The following is a 19,566-nucleotide window of genomic DNA, read 5'->3' on the forward strand; positions in this document are numbered from 1 at the left end:
TGCCGATGCCCAAGGTGGATGACGCGGTGCTGACAACCCTCACTGAACAAGTCTTCGCCCCCGACCGGCTGCTCGACCTCGTCTCAGGCTATCTCGACCAGGCCAAAGCCGACGCGCAGACCCACCGTACCCAGCTTGGCCAACTCAAGGCTGATCTCACCGAGGCTGAGGGGGCGATCCACCGCTTGGTCGGCATGGTCGAAGCCGGGCTGATGGAAGTCGACGACCCGGCGCTGGCAGAGAGGCTCAAAGCGCTGAAGGCCAAGCGCACCAGCCTGCAAAGCCAGATCAGCACAGCCTCAAATACCGAACCGGCGCAAAAGCCGCGCCTCACCGAGGCGAAGCTGACCAAGCTCTCAACCGCCATCCGCACCGCATTGTGGCAGGCACCGCCGGAGATGCGCAAAGCCTACTTCAAGCTGTTCGTTGACAATGTCACCATCAGCAAGGAAGAAATCCGCGTCAGCGGCCCAAAAGGAGTGCTGGCGAAAGCAGCCATGAACGACCTCCCGAACACGCCGGGGGAGGTTATTACTTTTGTTCGAGAATGGCGTCCCGTAGGGGATTCGAACCCCTGTTACCGCCGTGAGAGGGCAGCGTCCTGGGCCTCTAGACGAACGGGACGAGGCATGCTGCACCTAGCCCGCCCGCCAGCCCGGGTCAAGCCGGGGCGGCGTCTGTGACGAAAAATCCTGCGGAAACACGTCCCTGCCAACTTTCCGCCCGCAAATATCCAACCAGATGCAATGGCGCGGCGCCGGCGCGCGATAAAGCTTCGGCCAATGGGCCGTCCTTGGCGCGGAACAAGAGGACCTTCAACCGGCCGCCGCCTTCGCCTTCCACCATGGCGCGGATGGTGTTGCCATCCTTGCCGATCCGGTCAGTCTTCACCACGCGCGCCCGCGGCAACACAAACAGCGGCTCGGCATTGCCGGTGCCAAACGGGCCAAGCTTGGCGACCATTTGCGCCAGTCTTGCATCGGCCGCGCCCACCGCCAGAACACCCTCCAGGGTGAGCGCCTCGGTGCTTGGCAGGTCAGCGGCACTTACCAGCCGCTCGTTCAAAAACTCATGGAGCGCGGCCAGAGCACTTTGAGGGGCCGAAAATCCTGCGGCCATTGCATGGCCGCCGCCCGTGGCCAAAAGCCCAGTTTGGCGGGCAGCGATTACCGCTGCTCCCAGATCCACCCCCGGGACAGAGCGCCCCGAGCCTTTCGCCAACCCGGCGGTAATGCCCGCCACCAGGGCCGGGCGGTTGAATTTTTCTTTTACGCGGCCAGCCACGATCCCCACGACACCAGGGTGCCAGCCCTCCTGCGCCAGCAGAATCACCGAGTGTCCTGCTTCCACCTGAATTTGCGCCTGCGCCATGGCATCGCCCATGATCGCCGCTTCAACTGCCTGGCGCTGGCGGTTCACATCGTTCAACGTCTGGGCCAGCGCGGCGGCGGCATCAGGGTCTTCGCTCAAAAGCAAACGCAAACCCATGTCGGATTCTGCAATTCGCCCGGAGGCGTTAATCCGCGGCCCTAGGGCAAAACCGCAGTGCATCGGGGTTGGCGCCTCGGTCAGCTTCGCCACATCCAGCAGGGCGGCAATACCGGGACGCGAACGCCTTGCCATCACCCGCAGCCCCTGCGTCACAAAGGCGCGGTTCAGCCCGGTCAGGGGCATCACGTCGCACACCGTGGCCAGCGCCACCAGATCCAGCATTTCGCGTAGGTCCGGCTCCGCCCGCCCGTTGAAAAACCCGCGCCGGCGAAGCTCGCGCACCAGCGCGATGCAACCGATGAAGGCCACTGCGGTCGCGCATAATGTGTGCAGGCCGGAGCTGCAATCCAAACGGTTGGGATTCACCGTGGCGCGAATCTGCGCCGGAGGCCCTTCCGCCTTGTGATGGTCAAATACCAGCACATCCGCCATGTTATGCAGCGGTGCGAAAGCGGCATGCGCGCCGGTGCCGCAGTCCACGCAGATCAGCAATCGCGCACCGCGTTCGGCCATGCCGCGCAGCGCGTTACTGTTAGGCCCGTAGCCTTCCAGCAGCCGGTCCGGTACATGGTGCACCACCTCGCAGCCCAGCTGGCGCAGCAGCGTCACCAGCATGGCCGTACTACACGCCCCATCCACATCGTAATCGCCGAATACACCCACGCACTCACCATGCACCACGGCATCGGCCATCCGGACGGCGGCCACGTCCATATCTATAATGCTGGAAGGATCTGGCAGCATTGCGCGCAATGTCGGATCAAGGAAATCAGCCACATGATCCGCACCCACCCCGCGCGCGGCCAGCATACGCCCCATCAGCTCGGGTACACCCAGAGTTTGCGCCAGCCCCTGCCCTACCCGCTCGGCATCGCCGGCGCGCCAAACCCAGCGGCGCCCGGTCAGGCTTTCTTGTACGCCCAGCGCATGCTCATCAATCATCCCCCGCTTGAAATCGTGAAAAGCGAGTCGGCGCAAGCGGCAAGCGGCTTACGGAACGATCTCGTAATGCATGGTGGCGTCCACGGTAATGTGGCTATCCTTCGTTCCCGGCGGAAACGGCGGCAACTGGTTATCAGCGAACATGCCCATCCACGCTTGATCCAGAAACGGCGAACCTGAGCTGCTCAGCATATGCAGCCCCGTGACATTGCCTTGCCGGTCCACAGTGAACTCCACCTGCACACTGCCTTGCTGCCCCTGCTCGGCCGCCGCCTCGGGGTAGTATTTATGATCGTTCACCCATTTGCTCAGCGCGGCATTCCAATCAGCGCCAATATTGCCCTTGATGGTCAGCTCAGGCGCGTTCACCGCCTGCGCGTCAGACATCGGCAGGCTCAGGTTCATTGCCCGCTGCGCCTGCGGCATCGGCGGCGCCGGGGTGCCATAGGACATATTGTTCATCACCACATATTTGCGCGGCGGCGCGGCATGCCGGGGCGTGGGGTGGGGCTGCGGGTGCGGCTGGGTCTGCGGCACACTCTGCAGGGTGGCCAACGGCGTATCGGGCATGTTCAGGTTCACCTCTGCCGGCGGCTGTTGCGCCTGCGGCGGGGGCGGCGGGGCAGCGGGCAGCGGTGCCTGCGCCACACTGGTTGGCCCATGAGTCGGGGTGGGCGGCGCCGTGGTTTGCGCCGCGCCGCCATTATCAAACACCACGGAGATGCCTGGCGGACTTTGGTTGTTTTCCACTGGTGGGTGCCGCCACGCGAACAGCAGGAAAAACCCGACGACCAGCACATGCAACAAAACCGCCGCAGCCCCGTACCACGGGCGCCAGCGCTGTTTGCGCATGGGTGCGGCGAGAGGGGCGCCCGCCGCTAGTTCAATCAGGCTAATGTCGCAGCTTGGCTCAGTAAGGGCCAGGTCCCTGATAGTAGCCCGGAGGCGGGGGCGGCACAGCATAACCATAGGGAGAGGGCGCAGGATCACCTTGAATCGTTTCGCCATTTCCGACCATGCATTGGGCATAAGCAATGTCATAGCGGCGTTGGAGGGAATCCGCAGCAGCCTGAGTGTTATTTCCCGCAACTGAGGCCCCGCCCAGCAGGCCGGCCCCAGCGCCGAGCGCGGCACCCGCCCCGACATCTCCCCCCAGAGAGCCCAGCGCGGCACCCGCGGCGGCGCCGATCAACGTTCCCGCCACGGCTGTCGTCGTGGCGTTGTTCTGCGCATTGGCGGCATCCTGCCCCGGGTTGCCCATGCGCGATTGTGCATAGCCACGGCAGTTATAATCATCCTGCTGGAATTGCTGGAAGGTTTTTCCCGGCCCCGGCATAGCAACCACTGAAGGCCCGGACGGCGGCGCCACGCTGCAGGCTCCCAGGGCTGCAAGCGGCAATAGCGCCAGTCCGAAATTGGCCAGTTTCCTTTTGCGTGACATCCTCAACTCCTGCGCAAAGTGCCTTGCTGTTTCAAGTGCTTATGTAAGTGCCCGGGAGGCGTCCCGCAATGCGGCTACCGGGCGGCTTACAGTTCGTATCGAAGCGAAACCTACCCCCCGATTACGGCAAAAAAGCGGGCTGGCAGTTAACCCCGCCCCTCAAAGAAATCTTTAACCTTGGCAAAGAAGCCCTCATGCTCCGGACTGCCCGCGCCATAGCTCTTGGATTCGGCCTCGAACTCCTCCAGTAACTCGCGCTGGCGGCGTGTCAGCTTCTGCGGCGTCTCCACCGCAACCTGGATATACATATCGCCACGCTGCGTGCTGCGCAGCACGGAGAACCCCTTGCCCCGCAGCCGGAACTGGTCCCCGGTTTGCGTGCCGGGCGGGATCTTCACCTTCGCCGCCGTGCCGTCAATCGCCGGCACCTCAACCTCGCCGCCCAGCGCCGCCTGCGTCATGCGCAGCGGCACACGGCAAAATATGTTCGCCCCGTCGCGCTGGAAGATCGCGTGCGGCCGCACGGTGATATGCACGTATAAATCGCCCGGCAGCGCGCCGCGCCCGCCAGCTTCGCCCTCGCCAGAAAGCCGGATGCGCGTGCCATCCTCAACGCCGGCTGGAATCTGCACCGAGAGCGTCTTCTCGCGCGGCACGGTGCCAACGCCCGCGCACACCCGGCACGGATTGCGTAGCATGCGCCCCGAGCCGCCACAGGTTGGGCAGGTGCGTTCCACCAGAAAAAACCCCTGTTGCACGCGCACCCTCCCGGCGCCGCCGCATGTGCCGCAGGTCTCAGCACTGGCATTTTTATCCGCCGAGCCGCTGCCGCTACAGGCATCGCAGGTCATCCGCGTGGGGACGCGCACATTGGTCTTAACGCCGGTGAAGGCTTCCACCATATCGATCTCGACCTGGGTTTTTATATCCGCCCCGGTCTGCTGCTGCCCGCCACCGCCACGGCGGCCGCCGCCGAACATCTGCTCGAAAATATCGCCGAGCCCGCCCTCGAAGCCAAAACCGCCGCCGCCATTGCCCATGCCGCCATTCTCGAACGCCGCATGGCCGTAGCGATCATAGGCGGAACGCTTCTGATCGTCCTTCAGCACGTCGTAGGCTTCGTTCAGCTCCTTGAACTTCGCCTCCGCCTTGGCGTCGCCGGGATTACGGTCGGGATGATACTGCATCGCCAAGCTGCGATATGCTTTTTTCATCTCATCAGCACTGGCGCCGCGCTCCACACCCAGAGTGGCGTAATAATCCTGTTTGGCCATAACGGCGATGTTTTCCTTGTCTCAACTCTATAACTGAAAAAATCCCGGGGCGGCGCCCCGGGATCCATTCAACTTTTAACGGCGCGGCACGGTCAGGACTTCTTCTTGTCGTCAACTTCCTCGAAATCCGCATCCACGATCTTCTCGCCATCCGGCCCGGCTTGCGCACCCGGCGCCGCCTGCGCGGCGTCCGCCTCGGCCGTCGCTTTGTACATCGCCTCGCCGAGCTTCATCGCCGACTGCGTGAGCCGCTCGCCCGCCGCCTTCAGCGCTTCCACATCGCCGCCTTCAAGCGCCGACTTCGCCGCCGCCACCGCCGCCTCGGCCTCGCCCTTGTCCTGGGCTGAAACCTTGTCGCCAGCTTCCTTCAGCGTCTTCTCGACCTGATTGACCATGGCTTCCGTCTGGTTGCGGGTTTCCACCGCCTCGCGCCGCACCTTGTCAGACGCCGCGTTTTCCTCGGCCTCGCGCACCATCCGCTCGATATCGGCATCCGAAAGACCGCCAGACGCCTGAATGCGGATCTGCGTCTCCTTGCCGGTCGCCTTATCCTTCGCCTGAACCGAGACAATACCGTTCGCGTCAATATCGAACGTCACCTCGATCTGCGGCACGCCACGCGGCGCCGAGGGAATGCCCGTAAGGTCAAAATTGCCAAGCAGCTTGTTGTCCGCGGCCATTTCGCGCTCACCCTGGAACACTTTAATGGTCACGGCGGTCTGCCCGTCATCGGCGGTCGAGAAGGTCTGGCTTTTCTTGGTCGGGATCGTCGTATTGCGGTCAATCAGCCGGGTGAACACGCCGCCCAGCGTCTCGATGCCCAGCGAAAGCGGTGTCACATCGAGCAGCAACACGTCCTTCACATCGCCGCGCAGCACCGCGCCCTGAATCGCCGCGCCAATGGCCACGACCTCATCAGGGTTAACATTGCGCGCCGGCTCCTTGCCGAAGAAATTTTTCACCAACTCAATGACCTTGGGCATGCGGGTCATACCGCCGACCAGGATCACCTCGTTGATCTCGCCAGCAGTCACACCGGCATCCTTCAGCGCGGCGCGGCACGGCCCGAGCGTCCGCTCGATCAGGTCTTCAACCAGGGATTCCAGCTTGGCGCGGGTCAGCTTCAGCACCAGATGCTTCGGCCCGGAGGCGTCCGCGGTGATGAACGGCAGGTTGATCTCGGTCTCCTTCGAGGACGACAGCTCGATCTTCGCCTTCTCGGCGGCTTCCTTCAGCCGCTGCAGCGCCAGCTTGTCCTTACGCAGGTCGATCCCCTGGTCCTTCTTGAACTCCTCGGCCAGATAATCGATCACCCGCTGGTCGAAATCCTCACCGCCCAGGAAGGTATCGCCATTGGTTGACTTCACCTCGAACACGCCGTCGCCAAGTTCGAGCACAGAGACGTCGAACGTGCCGCCGCCAAGGTCGTACACCGCGATGGTCCCGGCGTTGCGCTTGTCCATGCCATAGGCGAGGGCGGCGGCCGTCGGCTCGTTGATGATGCGCAGGACTTCAAGCCCCGCGATCTTGCCGGCGTCCTTGGTCGCCTGGCGTTGCGCGTCGTTGAAATACGCGGGAACGGTGATCACCGCCTGCGTCACCGTCTCGCCGAGATACGCCTCAGCGGTTTCCTTCATTTTCGTCAGAATATAAGAGCTGACCTGCGAAGGAGAATATTTCTCGCCCTTGGCCTCAACCCAGGCATCGCCATTGTCGCCCTTCACGATGCCATACGGCACCAGCCCCTTGTCCTTGGTCACGGTGGGGTCTTCGTAGCGGCGGCCGATCAGGCGTTTGACCGCATAAAGCGTGTTAGACGGGTTGGTGACCGCCTGGCGCTTGGCCGACTGGCCAACCAGCCGCTCGCCCGAATCAGAGAACGCCACCATCGAGGGGGTGGTACGCGCACCTTCCGAATTTTCGATGACGCGGACATCCTTGCCTTCCATGACCGCAACGCAGGAATTGGTGGTACCAAGGTCGATACCGATCACTTTACTCATATAAATAGCTCCTTTGCAGCGGATTCCCCCGGCCCGAAGCACCGAAAAAACCCCTTTGAACAACGCGTCCCATGTATTCAAACCATAACCCGGACACAAGAGATTTTTTCTCCACCCGGCCATGCCGCAGAGGAAACCGTGATCTCCCGGCCACGCGGACCTCCAGGTGCCTACTCAGGCAGCCAAACAAAATCCGCAATCGCCTGAGCCAGCGCCAGATCCTTGCGCGTCACCCCGCCCGCGTCATGCGTGGTCAGCGTGATCGCCACTTTGTTGTATGAATTCGACCAGTCGGGATGATGGTCCATCTTCTCCGCAAGGAGCGCGACATGGGACATGAACGACCACGCCTCGGCGAATGAGTTGAACTTGAACGACTGGTGGATTGATTTTCCGTCTTTGGCGAGCGTCCATTTGCCCGGCAGGGCGTTCAAATCCTCAACCTTCAGCAGTTTCATGGCAATCACCTTTCATGGTGTCTGCTTGAATTAGGCACGTCGGCCCCTCCCGCAAGGGGGTTGCCCGCAAATCCTTGGCTCGCTACCCCATGCACCACGCCAGAATCGCCTTCTGCGCATGCAGCCGGTTCTCCGCCTCGTCAAACACCACCGACCATGGCCCGTCGATCACCGCCGCTGACACTTCCTCGTCGCGGTGAGCTGGCAGACAATGCATGAAAATCGCCCCCTCAGCCGCCTGTTCCATCAGCGCCGCCGTTACCTGGTACGGCACGAAGGCCGCCGCGCGGGCCGCCGCCTCGTCCTCGGAATCAGCCATGCTCAACCATGTATCCGTCACCACGCAGGCAGCCCCCTCCACTGCGTCCTCCGGGTCTATGCTCACGCGCACATCGGCCTTCTCATCGCGCGCCCAGTCCAACACATCCGGGTTGGGCCAATACCCCGCCGGGCAGGCCAGCCGCAGCGTGAAGCCAAAGCGCGCCGCCGCCTCGATCATCGAAACCGCGACATTATTCCCATCACCCACCCAGGCCACCACCTGCCCGGCAATCGGCCCGCGATGCTCCTCGAAGGTCATGATATCCGCCATGATCTGGCACGGATGCGAAAGCTCGGTCAGCCCGTTGATGATGGGCACGCTGGCGTACCGGGCAAACTCATGCAGCTTGGCCGCGCGGTCGGTGCGCAGCATCACCCCGTCCACGTAGCGCGAGAGCACATGCGCGGTATCGGCAATTGTCTCACCCCGGCCGATCTGCATATCGCGCGAGGACAACACAATCACATCCCCGCCCAGTTCGCGCATTGCCACTTCAAAAGAAACCCGCGTCCGCGTTGATGGTTTCTCGAAAATCAGCGCCAGCGTCTTGCCCGCGAGCGGCTTCTTGCCGTTACGCCGCGTATTTTTGAGGCGCACCGCCGCGTCCAGCAAAGCGCGCAGCTCCGCCCCGGAAAAATCCTTCAGATCCAGAAAATGCCGCGGGCCTTTGGCCCTCAACTCCAGGAGCGCACTCATTTCGCGCCAACCTCCACACCAGCCAAACACCGTTGCGCCGCCCGTTCCAGCAGTGCCACCGCTTCATCGCATTCGGCTGTTCCCACAATCAAGGGGGGGATCAACCGCAGTACATTCTCCCCGGCCGCCACGGTGAGCAGGCCCTCGTCCATCGCCGCCGCCTGCACCTGAGTATTGGGCACCACGCATTTCAACCCGCGCAACAGTCCCATGCCGCGCACAGTCTCGAACACGAGGGGAAAGCGCGCACACAATCCGCCCAGCGCCTCACCCAGATACCGCCCCGCAGCCTCCACCCCTTCCAGAAACCCCGGCGCCAGAATCACATCCAGCACCGCATTGCCCGCCGCCGCCGCCAGAGGACTGCCGCCAAACGTGGTGCCGTGGCTGCCCGGCACCAGCACCTGGGCGACGCGCTCCTTTGCCAGCACAGCGCCCATCGGGAACCCGCCACCGATGCCCTTGGCGGTGGACATCACATCCGGCTCGATGCCGGCCCATTCATGCGCGAAGAGTTTGCCCGTCCGCCCCATGCCGCATTGCACCTCGTCCAGTCCGAGCAAAATGCCATGCTCATCGCACAGCGCGCGCAGCGCCCGCAAAAACGCCACAGAAGCTGGCCGCACGCCGCCCTCGCCCTGCACTGGCTCGATCAGCACCCCCGCGGTTTGCGGGCCGATGGCCGCGCGCACCGCCGCGATGTCGCCGAAGGGAACATGGTCAAACCCATCCACCAGCGGCCCGAATCCGGCCAGATATTTCGCGTTCCCGGTCGCCGCGATCATCGCCAGCGTGCGGCCATGAAACGCGCCCTCAAAACAGATCACCCGGTAACGTTCCGGCTGCCCGGCATCGGCGCAGGTTTTGCGCATGGCCTTCACCAGACCCTCGTTGGCTTCGGCGCCGGAGTTACAGAAGAACACCGAATCGGCGAAACTCGCCGCCACCAGCCGTTTTGCCAGCAATTCCGCCCCCGGCACGCGGTACAGGTTGGAAACATGGATCACCTTCGCGGCCTGCCTGGCAATCGCGTTCACCAGATGCGGATGCCCGTGCCCCAACGAGGAAGTGGCGATTCCCGCGCCGAAATCCAGAAATTTGCGGCCTCGCTCGTCGAACAGCCAAGCTCCCTCGCCATAGGCAAAGGCAATATCGGCACGGTTGTAATTCGGCATTAGCGCGGCGATCATGATTGTGCTTTCTAGACAGGAAAGCACGGAATACTGCGCAAATGAACCAAAATAGTCAAACATCGCCCCGTCTCAAACTCGGCCTAGTGGTTGCGCTTTGCGCGCTCCCCTCCTGTTTTGAGGCATTTGCCATCCTCTGGGGCCAGCGCCACGGCCTCTCGGGCAAGGCCCTGCGCGATGGTCTGGATTTCTGGGCCGGCGGCTTCCTTGCCCTCAACCACCAGCTCCCCATCCTGTTTGACCACACCGCCTATCAGAGCTTTCTTGAAGGCATCTACGGCAAGCTGCCCTATCACCTGTGGAGCTACCCCCCCACATATCTGATGCTCGCCGCCGCGTTTGACTGGCTCCCGCCCTGGCGTGCCGTTTTCACGTTCGATGCGTTTTCGCTCGCCCTCCTCGCTTTGGCCCTGCGCCTCGCGAAAAAATCCTGGTGGTTCACCGCCGCCGTCCTGCTTGCCCCGGCCAGCCTGGAGAGCGTGCTCGAGCACCAGAACGCCGCCCTGCTCACAGCGCTCATCGGCGGCGGCCTGCTGCTTGCCCAGAGCCGCCCGCGCCTGGGCGGCATCCTCATCGGCTTGGCCACCGTCAAGCCCCAGCTTGGCCTTGTGTTGCCGCTCTATCTGCTGCGGCGCGCCCCCGCCGCCTTCGCCTACGCTGCCCTGGCCGCCACCCTGCTCGCCGCCGCCTCGCTCTACGCCTTCGGCCCCGCCGCCTGGAACGGTTTCATCCACTTCACCAGCCCGGCCATGAGCAACGTGCTGCTTACCGGCCAGCCGCATGAGTTCTCCGGCGGGCTGATCAGCGTCTTCGCCCTGGCTCGCCCGCTCGGCCTGCACCCCGCCCTGCTTATCCAGGCCGCCGTTACCCTGGCCGCCATCGCCGCCGCCGCGCAAACCCGCTCCGTGCCGGCGCTGCTCATCCTCTGCGCGCTCGCCACCCCCTATTTGCATGACTACGACCTGCTCGGGGCAGCCCTGGCGGCCGCGCTGATCGTCGAAGACCGCCTTGCCACCGGCTTCGCCCCGTTCGAGCCAGTGGTCCTGTTCCTTATCTGGTTCGGCCCTGGAATGCTGCCTTGGGCACCGCAATATGCCCACGCCACGCCGCTTGTGCTGCTGTTGCTCTTGGCAAGCGCCTGGCGCCGTGGTGGTGTCGCGCCATGCGACTCCTCTCAGGCTCCGCCCGTCTCGCCGGTGTCACCGGCTGGCCAGTTGCCCACTCCCGCTCCCCCAGGCTCCACGGCGTCTGGCTGAACCGCCATGATATAGACGGCGCCTATCTGCCCCTGCCCATCAGCCCGGCGGATCTGGCGCATGTCATACCCGCTCTGGCCAAAGCCGGATTCGCAGGTCTCAACGTCACCATTCCGCACAAAATCTCCGTCATGGCGCTGTGCGACCGTATCGACCCCCGCGCCGCGCGGATCGGCGCGGTCAACACCCTTGTGTTCACCAGCACCGGCATCGAGGGTTTCAACACCGACAGCTACGGCTTCCTCGCCAACCTGCGCGCCCATGGGGTCAACCCCGCCGCTGGCCCTGCGCTCATCCTGGGTGCTGGCGGCGCCGCCCGCGCCATCGCCGCCGCCTTGCAGGACGAGGGCGCACCGGTCACCGTCTGCAACCGCACGCAGCGCAACGCGGCCGCCCTGGCCGCCGCACTGCCGCCGGGAAACGTCCTGCCCTGGGAGTACCGCAGCGCCGCATTGGGCGACTACGCCTTGCTGGTGAACACCACCTCGCTCGGCATGGTCCATCACGAACCTCTGGATATTTCACTCGAAGCCGCCAATCCGGCGCTCGCCGTGGCGGACATCATCTACGCCCCGCTGGAAACCGAGCTCCTCAAAGCCGCCCGCGCGCGCGGGCTTACAGCCGTCGAGGGCCTCGGCATGCTTCTGCACCAAGCTGTTCCGGGGTTCAAAGCCTGGTTCGGCATTACCCCCGTGGTTGATGACGAACTCTACCACATCGTCTCCGGCGGATGATCGTCCTCGGCCTCACCGGCGGTATCGGCATGGGCAAATCCACTGTAGCAAAAATGTTCGCCACCCACGGCATCCCCTGCTTCAACGCCGATGACGCCGTACACCAGTTGCAGGCCCCTGGCGGCCGCGCCGTCCCCGCGCTTGCCAGTGCATTTCCCGGTACGGTTCGCAACGGCGTCCTCGACCGTGGCCGGCTCCGCGCCCTTGTGCTGGGCGACAATGCAGCGATGCGCCGGCTGGAAGCCATCATGCACCCTCTGGTACACCAGGAAGAAACAAAATTCCGCACCGCGGCCTTCCGCGCCCGCCGCCGCGCCGTGCTGCTCGACATTCCCCTGCTGTTCGAAGCCGGTGCCGACCGCCGCGTGCACCGTGTCATCACTGTCTCCTGCCCGCGTGATATACAGATCGCCCGTGTGCTCAAACGCGGCCTGCCGCTGGAACAGATCGAATCCATCATCGCCCGGCAGACGCCCGATGCTGAAAAGCGCCGCCGCGCCGACCATATCATCCCCACCGGCCTCTCGAAATTCGAGGCGATCCGGGCCGTGCGCCGTATAGTAGAGGAATTGCGCACATGAGCCGCAGCGTTTTATTCGACACGGAGACAACCGGCTTCGAGCCGCTCACCGGCGACCGCGTCATCGAAATCGCCGCCATCGAACTCATCAACGACCTTCCCACCGGCGAACAATTCCACGCCCTGCTGGACCCTGAACGCGACATCCCCACCGAGAGCACGCGCGTCCACGGCATCACCAACGCCCATGTCGAGGGAAAGCCGAAATTCGCTGAGATCGCCGAGGCGATGCTGGCCTTCTTCGGCAACTCCCCCCTGGTCGCGCACAACGCCCCGTTCGACTTCGCCTTCATAGACTTCGAACTCACCCGCATTGGCCGCCCCAAGCTCGAGCGCGCGCGCATGGTCGACACGCTCGTGATGGCCAAGGCCCGCTTCCCCGGCATGCCCAACAGCCTGGACGCGCTCTGCCGCCGGTTTGGCATCGACCTCTCCGCCCGCACCACGCATAACGCGCTGCTGGACTGTAAACTGCTCGCGGATGTTTATGTGGAGCTTACCGGCGGCCGCCAGCGCGGGCTAACCTTGGAGACAGAACAGGTGCTCTCCTTCGCACAGTATGAACGCACAGACACCCGCACGCCCCGGCTAATCGCCTTGGATGATGAGGCGCTTGCCGCGCATGCCGCTTTCGTGGCCAAGCTCAAGGATCCCATCTGGAACCAATAGGCTTGCTTTGCCGCCAGCGGCTTCCGGCACGGCCTTGCCCGCAATCATCATCCATGTCGAGGAAGACGTGAAGCAAGCACTTGCCAGGGGATTTTGCTTCGACCGCCATCAGCAACATGATCGTGCTCGCGGCATCCGCCGTCAGCACATCCTTCATGACCGTCCGGCCGGTTTCAAGGTCGATCGCGCCATGAATATTCAGACGATAGAGTTGGAGCCTCCAGCAAACCCGGGGCGGTTCATGGTCCCGGATGTCTATTTGCCTTCAAAGGCTTTAACAGCCAATTTGGCCGCGCCACCGTGAACAAGGAATTGCCATGACCAGCCGCGTCATCCCAGTTGTCCCCTTTGTACTTGTGGTATTCGGCGCTACCGGCGACCTGGCCCGGCGCAAGCTGCTCCCCGCCATGTTCCACCGCGACATGGCGGGACAATTGCCCGAGGCTGCAAAAATCATCGGGACCGCGCGCGGCAAGCTCACCACGGATGTCTTCATTGCCCTCGCGCGCGAGTCGATCATCGAGCATGTACCCGCCGATGAGCGCAACGAGGCCGATCTCGAGCATTTCATCGCCCGGCTGGATTATCGCGCCGTGGAGGCTGACGGCGATGGCGGCTGGCAGGAGCTGACCCAGACGCTTACCCCCTACCGTGAGCGCGTCAACGTATTTTATCTCGCCACCGGCCCCGCCCTGTTCGGGCCCATCTGCGAGCGGTTGGGCCGCTTTGGCATGGCGCATGCCAATGCCCGCGTGGTGGTGGAGAAGCCGATTGGCAAAAACCTTGAGTCCGCCAAGGAACTGAACGCGGCCATCGGCAAGGTCTTCCCCGAGGACCGGGTTTATCGCATCGACCATTACCTCGGCAAAGAAGCGGTGCAAAACCTCATGGCCTTGCGCTTCGCCAACGGGTTGTTCGAGCCGCTATGGGATGCCGCGCATATAGACCATGTGCAGATCACCGTGGCCGAGAGCCTGGGCGTGGAGGGCCGCGCCGGGTATTATGACACCGCGGGCGCCCTGCGCGACATGGTGCAGAACCACATTTTGCAATTGCTGTGCCTAGTGGCCATGGAACCCCCCGCGCGGCTGGACGCCGATTCCGTGCGCGACGAAAAGCTGAAGGTGCTGCACTCGCTGAAGCCGATTGCCGATGCGCTCTCCACACAGGCAGTGGTGCGCGGGCAATATCGTGCGGGCGCTTCCGCCGGTGGCGCGGTGCGCGGATATCTCGACGAGCTGGGCGCGGAGACCAGCACCACCGAGACCTTCGTGGCGCTGAAGGCCGAGGTGCAGAACTGGCGCTGGGCCGGGGTGCCATTTTATCTGCGCACCGGCAAGAGAATGCCCGAACGGGTGTCGGATATCGTGATCACCTTCCGCCCGCCGCCGCATTCGGTGTTCGACGCCTCCGCCGGGCCGATCGAGGCGAACAAGCTGGTCATCCGCCTGCAACCCGACGAGGGGGTGAAGCTCTGGCTGATGACCAAAGACCCCGGGCCGGGCGGCATGCGCCTGCGCTCCGTGCCGCTGGACATGAGCTTCGCCAACGCCTTCCAGGTTCGCAACCCGGATGCGTACGAGCGGTTGGTATTGGATGTGGTGCGCGGCAACCAGACGCTCTTTATGCGCCGCGACGAGGTTGAAGCCGCGTGGACGTGGATCGAACCGATTCTGGAGGCCTGGTCAAACGCGGCGGATTTGCCCAAGCCCTATACCGCTGGCACCTGGGGCCCCTCGGCGGCGGTGGCGCTGATCGAGCGCGATGGCCGCACTTGGCTGGATGGCGGCGCATGATGCACGAATTCTCCTCCCCCGCCGCGCTGGCCGAGGCCTTGGCAGATGCCGTGGCAGCCGCGCTCGCCGCCCGGCTGGCCCGCACGGGCGCGGCGGCGCTCGCGGTTTCCGGCGGCACCACGCCGGTGAGGCTTTTGCAGGCGTTGTCAGCAAAATCCATCGATTGGCCGCACGTGAGCGTGACCCTTGTGGATGAACGCTGGGTGGCGGAATCCTCCACCCGCTCCAACGCCGCGCTGGTTAAAAACCATCTGCTGCAAGGTGCGGCGGCGCAGGCGGCCTTCTTGCCGCTGGTGAACGGCGCAGCCACGCCCGAGGCCGGGCTTGCCGAAGTGGAACGGGCGATTGCCGCCCTGCCCCTGCCCTTCGCGGCGGTGGTGCTCGGCATGGGGCTGGACGGCCATACCGCCTCCTTCTTCCCCGGCGGCGACCGGCTGGCCGAAGCCCTTGCCCCCAGCCATGGCCAACGCGTGGAGAGCATGCGCGCCGAAGCCGCCGTTGAGCCGCGCATCACGCTGACGCTGCCGGTATTGCTGCAAGCCGATTTCGTGGCATTGCATATCGAGGGCGCCGCCAAACGTGATTTATTGGAACATGGCGCGGTGGAACTGCCGGTCCGCGCTGTCCTCGCCCGCAATCCCGCACCCGCTATTTTCTGGAGTCCCTGAACATGGTTCACCGGCATATTCAGGACATCACGAGCCGCATCATCGCTCGCAGTGAACCGGCCCGCACGGCCTATCTGGCCCGTATCGCGGCGGCGAGCAGCGAGAAGCCGCAACGCCGGGCGCTGGGCTGCGCCAATCAGGCGCATGGCTTCGCCGCATGCGCGCCAGGTGACAAAGCCGTGCTGCGCAGCGGCGATGGCGCCAGCCTTGGCATCGTGACCGCCTATAACGACATGCTCTCCGCGCATCAGCCTTATGAGCATTTCCCCGATATCATCCGCGCGGCCGCCCGCGCGGCCGGTGGCGTGGCGATGGTGGCGGGCGGCGTGCCCGCGATGTGCGACGGCATCACCCAGGGCGAGGCGGGCATGGAACTCTCATTGTTCTCGCGTGATGTCATCGCGCTGGCAACCGCTGTCTCCTTGTCGCACAGAACCTTCGATGCCGCGGTTTTCCTCGGCATTTGCGACAAGATCGTGCCGGGTCTGGTCATCGGCGCGCTCAGCTTCGGGCATCTGCCCGCCGTCTTCATCCCCGCCGGGCCGATGACCTCCGGCCTGCCCAATGATGAGAAGTCGCGCGTGCGCCAGCTCTATGCCGAAGGCAAGGTGAGCCGCGAAGAGCTGCTGGACGCGGAGGCAAAATCCTATCACGGCCCCGGCACCTGCACCTTCTACGGCACGGCGAACACCAACCAGATGATGATGGAGATCATGGGCCTGCATCTGCCGGGCGCCGCCTTTATCAACCCAAACACGCCGCTGCGCGACGCGCTCACCACCGCCGCCACGCAGCGCGCCATGGCCATCACCGCCGCCGGGAATGATTATACGCCGATCGGCCTGATTCTGGACGAACGCGCGTTCGTGAACGGCATCGTAGGCCTGCACGCCACCGGTGGCTCGACAAACCACACGCTGCATCTCGTCGCGATGGCGGCGGCTGCCGGCATCACCCTCACCTGGGATGATTTCTCCGATCTGGCCGAAATCACGCCGCTGCTGGCGCGCATCTATCCCAACGGCTCGGCCGATGTGAATCATCTCCATGCCGCCGGCGGCACCGGATTTGTCATCCGGGAACTGCTTTCCGCCGGTTTGCTGCATGAGGATGTGCGCACCGTGGCGGGCAGCGGCCTTGGGGCCTATGCCGCCGAGCCGAAGCTGGTGGATGGGCAGGTTGCGTGGTTCCCCGCCCCCGATGCCAGCGGCAATGCCAACATACTACGCGGCGTGGCCGATCCCTTCCAGCCCACCGGCGGGTTGCGCGTGCTCGATGGCGCGCTCGGCCGTGCCATCATCAAAACCTCCGCGGTAAAGCCGGAGCGGCATATCATCGAGGCGCCCGCGAAGATTTTTCATTCGCAGGAAGCGGTGCAGGCGGCCTTCAAAGCGGGCGAGCTGAACCAGGACACAGTGGTCGTCGTGCGCTTTCAGGGGCCGAAAGCCAATGGCATGCCCGAGCTGCACAAGCTGATACCGCCGCTGGGGGTGTTGCAGGACAAGGGCTACCGCGTGGCGCTGGTGACCGATGGCCGGCTCTCCGGCGCCTCCGGCAAGGTGCCCGCCGCAATCCATGTCACCCCGGAAGCCGCCGATGGCGGGGCCATCGGCAAGCTGCGCAATGGCGACATGATCCGCGTGGACGGCACCAACGGCCATCTCACCATTTTGGTGCCGCCCGATGAATGGGCGGCGCGCACAGCGGCAACCGCCGATCTTTCCGCCAACCACTACGGTACCGGGCGCGATCTGTTCGCAGCCTTCCGCCACGCTGTCAGCACCGCCGATACGGGTGCGAGCATTTTCACAAAGGGCCTCGCATGAACCTCGAAACCATTTTGCGCGCAGCACCGGTTATCCCGGTTGTCATCATTGACCATCTCGCGCAGGCGGTGCCGCTCGCGCGCGCGCTCGTCGCCGGCGGATTGCCGGTCATTGAAATCACCTTGCGTACCGCCGTGGGGATGGAGGCCATCCGCGCCATCGCGGCGGAGGTGCCCGATGCCATTGTTGGCGCCGGCACCGTGCTGAGCGGCGAGCAGTTCGAAAAAACCGTGGCGGCGGGCGCTAAATTCGCAGTCTCTCCGGGTGCTACCGAGACCCTGCTCAACGCCGTGGCCGGGGCGCAGGTCAAGCTGCTTCCCGGTATCGCAACCGCTTCGGAGGCGATGTGGCTGATCGAACGCGGCTATGAGTTCGCCAAGCTCTTCCCCGCTGAAGCCTCCGGCGGGGCGGCGTTTTTGTCGTCCATCGCCTCGCCGCTGCCGCAGCTTAAATTCTGTCCGACCGGCGGTATCACGCCTGAATCCGCGCCCCGGTATCTGAAGCTGCCCAACGTGGTTTGCATCGGCGGTTCGTGGATGGTGAACCGCGCAATGATCGCCGCCGGGGACTGGTGCGCGATCACCACCGCCGCTGCCCAGGCCGCGGCGCTGAATATCAACCAGGGAGGAGCGGCGCATGGATAAACTCTGGGCCGAGCTGGCGGCCGCGGCGCAAGCCACCCCCACCCTGCGCGCGTTGTTCGCGCAAAACCCCGGCCGGTTCACAGAATTTTCCGCCGGGCTGGATGATCTGCTGCTCGACTATTCCAAGACCGGGTTGACGGAGACAACCCGCGCGCTGCTGCTGCAACTCGCCGAGGCAACTGAGGTTGCGCAAAAACGCGACGCGATGTTCGCGGGGGAGAAGATAAACACCACCGAGAACCGCGCGGTGCTGCATACGGCCCTGCGCAACATCACCAATACGCCGGTAAATGTGGACGGCGCGGATGTGATGCCGGAGGTGAACAAAACCTTCGCCGCTCTGTTCAAATTTGCCGAAGGCGTGCGCGCGGGCAAGATCACCGCCGCCGATGGCGGCGCGTTCAGCGATGTCATCAACATCGGCATCGGCGGCTCAGACCTCGGCCCAGTTATGGTCACCGGCGCGCTGGCGCCGTATCATGATGGACCGTGCGTGCATTTCGTCTCCAATGTGGATAGCGCGCATCTGGCCGATACCATCCGCACGCTCGATCCCGCGCGCACGCTCATCATCGTCGCCTCGAAAACCTTCACCACCATCGAGACCATGACCAACGCCCATTCGGCGCGGCAATGGATTGTGAAGGCGCTGGGTGAGCAGGCCGTGGCGCGGCATTTCGCCGCTGTGTCCACAGCGCTGGACAAGTGCGCGATGTTCGGGATTTTACCTGATCAGACCTTTGGATTCTGGGACTGGGTGGGCGGGCGCTATTCCATCTGGTCGGCCATCGGCTTGCCGGTGATGCTGGCCATCGGGCCGGATAACTTCCGTGAATTCCTCGCGGGCGCGCATGAGATGGACCAGCATTTCCGCACCGCGCCCTTTGCTCGCAATCTGCCCGTGCTGCTCGCCCTCATCGGGATATGGCACCGCAACATCTGCGGCTACGCGACGCGCGCGGTGTTGCCGTATGATCAGCGTCTCTCGCGCTTCCCGGCGTATCTGCAACAGCTGGACATGGAGTCCAACGGCAAGCGCGTGCGCAAGGACGGCAGCGCCGTGGCGCAGGCCACCGGTCCGCTCGTGTGGGGCGAGCCCGGCACCAACGGCCAGCATGCCTTCTACCAACTGCTGCACCAGGGCACCGCGGTTATTCCTTGCGAATTCCTCATCGCGGCGCAGGGGCATGAACCGGCCATGCGTGAGCACCATAATCTGCTCATCGCCAACTGCCTGGCGCAGACGCGCGCCTTGATGCTCGGCCGCACGCTGGAGGAAGCCGGTGGCAACCCGCACCGGGTGTTCCCCGGCAACCGCCCCTCCATCACCATCGCCTATAACAAGCTGACCCCGCGCACGCTGGGGCGGCTCATCGCGTTGTATGAGCACCGCGTGTTCGTTGAAGCCGCCATCTGGGATATCAACGCCTTCGATCAATGGGGCGTGGAACTCGGCAAGGAACTTGCCACCGGGCTGCTGCCCATCGTCGCCAGCGGCCGGCCAAATGAAAGTGCCGATTCCTCAACCGCAGGGCTTGTTCTGCACCTCACCCAAAAGGATACCGCGCCATGAAAA

At 64.1% G+C, this 19,566-nt stretch carries 18 protein-coding genes and 1 tRNA gene; 10 read left to right on the forward strand and 9 right to left on the reverse strand.

From position 1 onward, the window contains the following. Positions 1–548: 548 nt before the first annotated feature. The 9 genes from PHE40_RS07150 to PHE40_RS07190 all read right to left on the reverse strand — a co-directional run bounded on the left by PHE40_RS07150 (position 549) and on the right by PHE40_RS07190 (position 9,817). Positions 549–624: transfer RNA gene (locus tag PHE40_RS07150), tRNA-Glu, on the reverse strand. A gap of 36 nt (positions 625–660) precedes the next feature. Continuing rightward, positions 661–2,433, reverse strand: a complete 1,773-nt coding sequence (gene recJ / locus PHE40_RS07155) for a single-stranded-DNA-specific exonuclease RecJ (RefSeq protein WP_299960074.1) — start codon at positions 2,431–2,433, stop codon at positions 661–663. 48 nt (positions 2,434–2,481) lie between these two features. Beyond that, positions 2,482–3,285 (reverse strand): energy transducer TonB, encoded by an 804-nt coding sequence (locus PHE40_RS07160; protein WP_299960077.1) that lies wholly within the window; start codon positions 3,283–3,285, stop codon positions 2,482–2,484. A gap of 58 nt (positions 3,286–3,343) precedes the next feature. Then, entirely contained in the window at positions 3,344–3,874 is a 531-nt protein-coding gene (locus PHE40_RS07165; RefSeq protein WP_299960080.1) for a glycine zipper family protein, read from the reverse strand. A 146-nt stretch (positions 3,875–4,020) separates the two neighbouring features. Further along, positions 4,021–5,148: a molecular chaperone DnaJ gene (dnaJ, locus tag PHE40_RS07170; protein ID WP_299960083.1), complete on the reverse strand. Its 1,128-nt coding sequence runs from the start codon at positions 5,146–5,148 to the stop codon at positions 4,021–4,023. 92 nt (positions 5,149–5,240) lie between these two features. Continuing rightward, a complete protein-coding gene (gene dnaK, locus PHE40_RS07175) occupies positions 5,241–7,151 on the reverse strand; it encodes a molecular chaperone DnaK (protein WP_299960085.1) in 1,911 nt (636 codons plus the stop codon). A 170-nt stretch (positions 7,152–7,321) separates the two neighbouring features. Next, a complete protein-coding gene (locus PHE40_RS07180; protein ID WP_299960088.1) occupies positions 7,322–7,609 on the reverse strand; it encodes a 4a-hydroxytetrahydrobiopterin dehydratase in 288 nt (95 codons plus the stop codon). 82 nt (positions 7,610–7,691) lie between these two features. Beyond that, positions 7,692–8,627 carry an ornithine carbamoyltransferase gene (gene argF / locus PHE40_RS07185; RefSeq protein WP_299960091.1) on the reverse strand — a complete coding sequence of 312 codons (936 nt, stop codon included), beginning with the start codon at positions 8,625–8,627 and terminating at the stop codon, positions 7,692–7,694. After that, positions 8,624–9,817 (reverse strand): aspartate aminotransferase family protein, encoded by a 1,194-nt coding sequence (locus tag PHE40_RS07190; protein ID WP_299960094.1) that lies wholly within the window; start codon positions 9,815–9,817, stop codon positions 8,624–8,626. Before PHE40_RS07190 ends, argF begins: the two co-directional genes overlap by 4 nt. A 41-nt stretch (positions 9,818–9,858) precedes the next feature. Here PHE40_RS07190 and PHE40_RS07195 point away from each other — a divergent pair, with 41 nt between their 5' ends. Genes PHE40_RS07195 through pgi form a run of 10 tightly spaced genes read left to right on the forward strand, consistent with a single transcriptional unit; the run spans position 9,859 to position 19,563 of the window. Further along, on the forward strand, positions 9,859–11,073 hold the full coding sequence (locus PHE40_RS07195) for a glycosyltransferase family 87 protein (protein ID WP_299960097.1): 1,215 nt from the start codon (positions 9,859–9,861) through the stop codon (positions 11,071–11,073). Then, positions 10,980–11,807, forward strand: coding sequence for a shikimate dehydrogenase (locus tag PHE40_RS07200; RefSeq protein ID WP_299960100.1), 828 nt, complete (start codon positions 10,980–10,982; stop codon positions 11,805–11,807). The genes PHE40_RS07195 and PHE40_RS07200 overlap by 94 nt, the downstream gene beginning before the upstream one ends. Beyond that, positions 11,804–12,388, forward strand: coding sequence for a dephospho-CoA kinase (coaE, locus tag PHE40_RS07205; protein ID WP_299960103.1), 585 nt, complete (start codon positions 11,804–11,806; stop codon positions 12,386–12,388). Before PHE40_RS07200 ends, coaE begins: the two co-directional genes overlap by 4 nt. Further along, positions 12,385–13,056: a DNA polymerase III subunit epsilon gene (dnaQ, locus tag PHE40_RS07210; RefSeq protein WP_299960105.1), complete on the forward strand. Its 672-nt coding sequence runs from the start codon at positions 12,385–12,387 to the stop codon at positions 13,054–13,056. Before coaE ends, dnaQ begins: the two co-directional genes overlap by 4 nt. Positions 13,057–13,090: 34 nt before the next feature. Further along, complete coding sequence (locus tag PHE40_RS07215; RefSeq protein ID WP_299960108.1) at positions 13,091–13,360, forward strand: hypothetical protein; 270 nt, start codon at positions 13,091–13,093, stop codon at positions 13,358–13,360. A gap of 13 nt (positions 13,361–13,373) precedes the next feature. Beyond that, a complete protein-coding gene (gene zwf / locus PHE40_RS07220) occupies positions 13,374–14,852 on the forward strand; it encodes a glucose-6-phosphate dehydrogenase (protein ID WP_299960111.1) in 1,479 nt (492 codons plus the stop codon). Next, positions 14,849–15,520 carry a 6-phosphogluconolactonase gene (gene pgl / locus PHE40_RS07225; protein ID WP_299960116.1) on the forward strand — a complete coding sequence of 224 codons (672 nt, stop codon included), beginning with the start codon at positions 14,849–14,851 and terminating at the stop codon, positions 15,518–15,520. The genes zwf and pgl overlap by 4 nt, the downstream gene beginning before the upstream one ends. Before the next feature lie 2 nt (positions 15,521–15,522). Continuing rightward, complete coding sequence (gene edd / locus PHE40_RS07230) at positions 15,523–17,346, forward strand: phosphogluconate dehydratase (protein WP_299960118.1); 1,824 nt, start codon at positions 15,523–15,525, stop codon at positions 17,344–17,346. Continuing rightward, a complete protein-coding gene (gene eda, locus PHE40_RS07235) occupies positions 17,343–17,990 on the forward strand; it encodes a bifunctional 4-hydroxy-2-oxoglutarate aldolase/2-dehydro-3-deoxy-phosphogluconate aldolase (RefSeq protein WP_299960121.1) in 648 nt (215 codons plus the stop codon). Before edd ends, eda begins: the two co-directional genes overlap by 4 nt. Then, positions 17,983–19,563: a glucose-6-phosphate isomerase gene (gene pgi, locus PHE40_RS07240; protein WP_299960124.1), complete on the forward strand. Its 1,581-nt coding sequence runs from the start codon at positions 17,983–17,985 to the stop codon at positions 19,561–19,563. The genes eda and pgi overlap by 8 nt, the downstream gene beginning before the upstream one ends. Positions 19,564–19,566 lie beyond the last annotated feature (3 nt).

The organism is Acidocella sp., assembly GCF_028687955.1.
GTDB lineage: Bacteria > Pseudomonadota > Alphaproteobacteria > Acetobacterales > Acetobacteraceae > Acidocella.

What these genes read in the sequence shown, in the direction of transcription:
- recJ (WP_299960074.1), bottom strand. Translation starts at nt 2,433, where the DNA reads ATGATTGATGAGCATGCGCTGGGCGTACAAGAAAGCCTGACCGGGCGC.
- PHE40_RS07160 (WP_299960077.1), bottom strand. Translation starts at nt 3,285, where the DNA reads ATGCGCAAACAGCGCTGGCGCCCGTGGTACGGGGCTGCGGCGGTTTTG.
- PHE40_RS07165 (WP_299960080.1), bottom strand. Translation starts at nt 3,874, where the DNA reads ATGTCACGCAAAAGGAAACTGGCCAATTTCGGACTGGCGCTATTGCCG.
- dnaJ (WP_299960083.1), bottom strand. Translation starts at nt 5,148, where the DNA reads ATGGCCAAACAGGATTATTACGCCACTCTGGGTGTGGAGCGCGGCGCC.
- dnaK (WP_299960085.1), bottom strand. Translation starts at nt 7,151, where the DNA reads ATGAGTAAAGTGATCGGTATCGACCTTGGTACCACCAATTCCTGCGTT.
- PHE40_RS07180 (WP_299960088.1), bottom strand. Translation starts at nt 7,609, where the DNA reads ATGAAACTGCTGAAGGTTGAGGATTTGAACGCCCTGCCGGGCAAATGG.
- argF (WP_299960091.1), bottom strand. Translation starts at nt 8,627, where the DNA reads ATGAGTGCGCTCCTGGAGTTGAGGGCCAAAGGCCCGCGGCATTTTCTG.
- PHE40_RS07190 (WP_299960094.1), bottom strand. Translation starts at nt 9,817, where the DNA reads ATGATCGCCGCGCTAATGCCGAATTACAACCGTGCCGATATTGCCTTT.
- PHE40_RS07195 (WP_299960097.1), top strand. Translation starts at nt 9,859, where the DNA reads ATGAACCAAAATAGTCAAACATCGCCCCGTCTCAAACTCGGCCTAGTG.
- PHE40_RS07200 (WP_299960100.1), top strand. Translation starts at nt 10,980, where the DNA reads ATGCGACTCCTCTCAGGCTCCGCCCGTCTCGCCGGTGTCACCGGCTGG.
- coaE (WP_299960103.1), top strand. Translation starts at nt 11,804, where the DNA reads ATGATCGTCCTCGGCCTCACCGGCGGTATCGGCATGGGCAAATCCACT.
- dnaQ (WP_299960105.1), top strand. Translation starts at nt 12,385, where the DNA reads ATGAGCCGCAGCGTTTTATTCGACACGGAGACAACCGGCTTCGAGCCG.
- zwf (WP_299960111.1), top strand. Translation starts at nt 13,374, where the DNA reads ATGACCAGCCGCGTCATCCCAGTTGTCCCCTTTGTACTTGTGGTATTC.
- pgl (WP_299960116.1), top strand. Translation starts at nt 14,849, where the DNA reads ATGATGCACGAATTCTCCTCCCCCGCCGCGCTGGCCGAGGCCTTGGCA.
- edd (WP_299960118.1), top strand. Translation starts at nt 15,523, where the DNA reads ATGGTTCACCGGCATATTCAGGACATCACGAGCCGCATCATCGCTCGC.
- eda (WP_299960121.1), top strand. Translation starts at nt 17,343, where the DNA reads ATGAACCTCGAAACCATTTTGCGCGCAGCACCGGTTATCCCGGTTGTC.
- pgi (WP_299960124.1), top strand. Translation starts at nt 17,983, where the DNA reads ATGGATAAACTCTGGGCCGAGCTGGCGGCCGCGGCGCAAGCCACCCCC.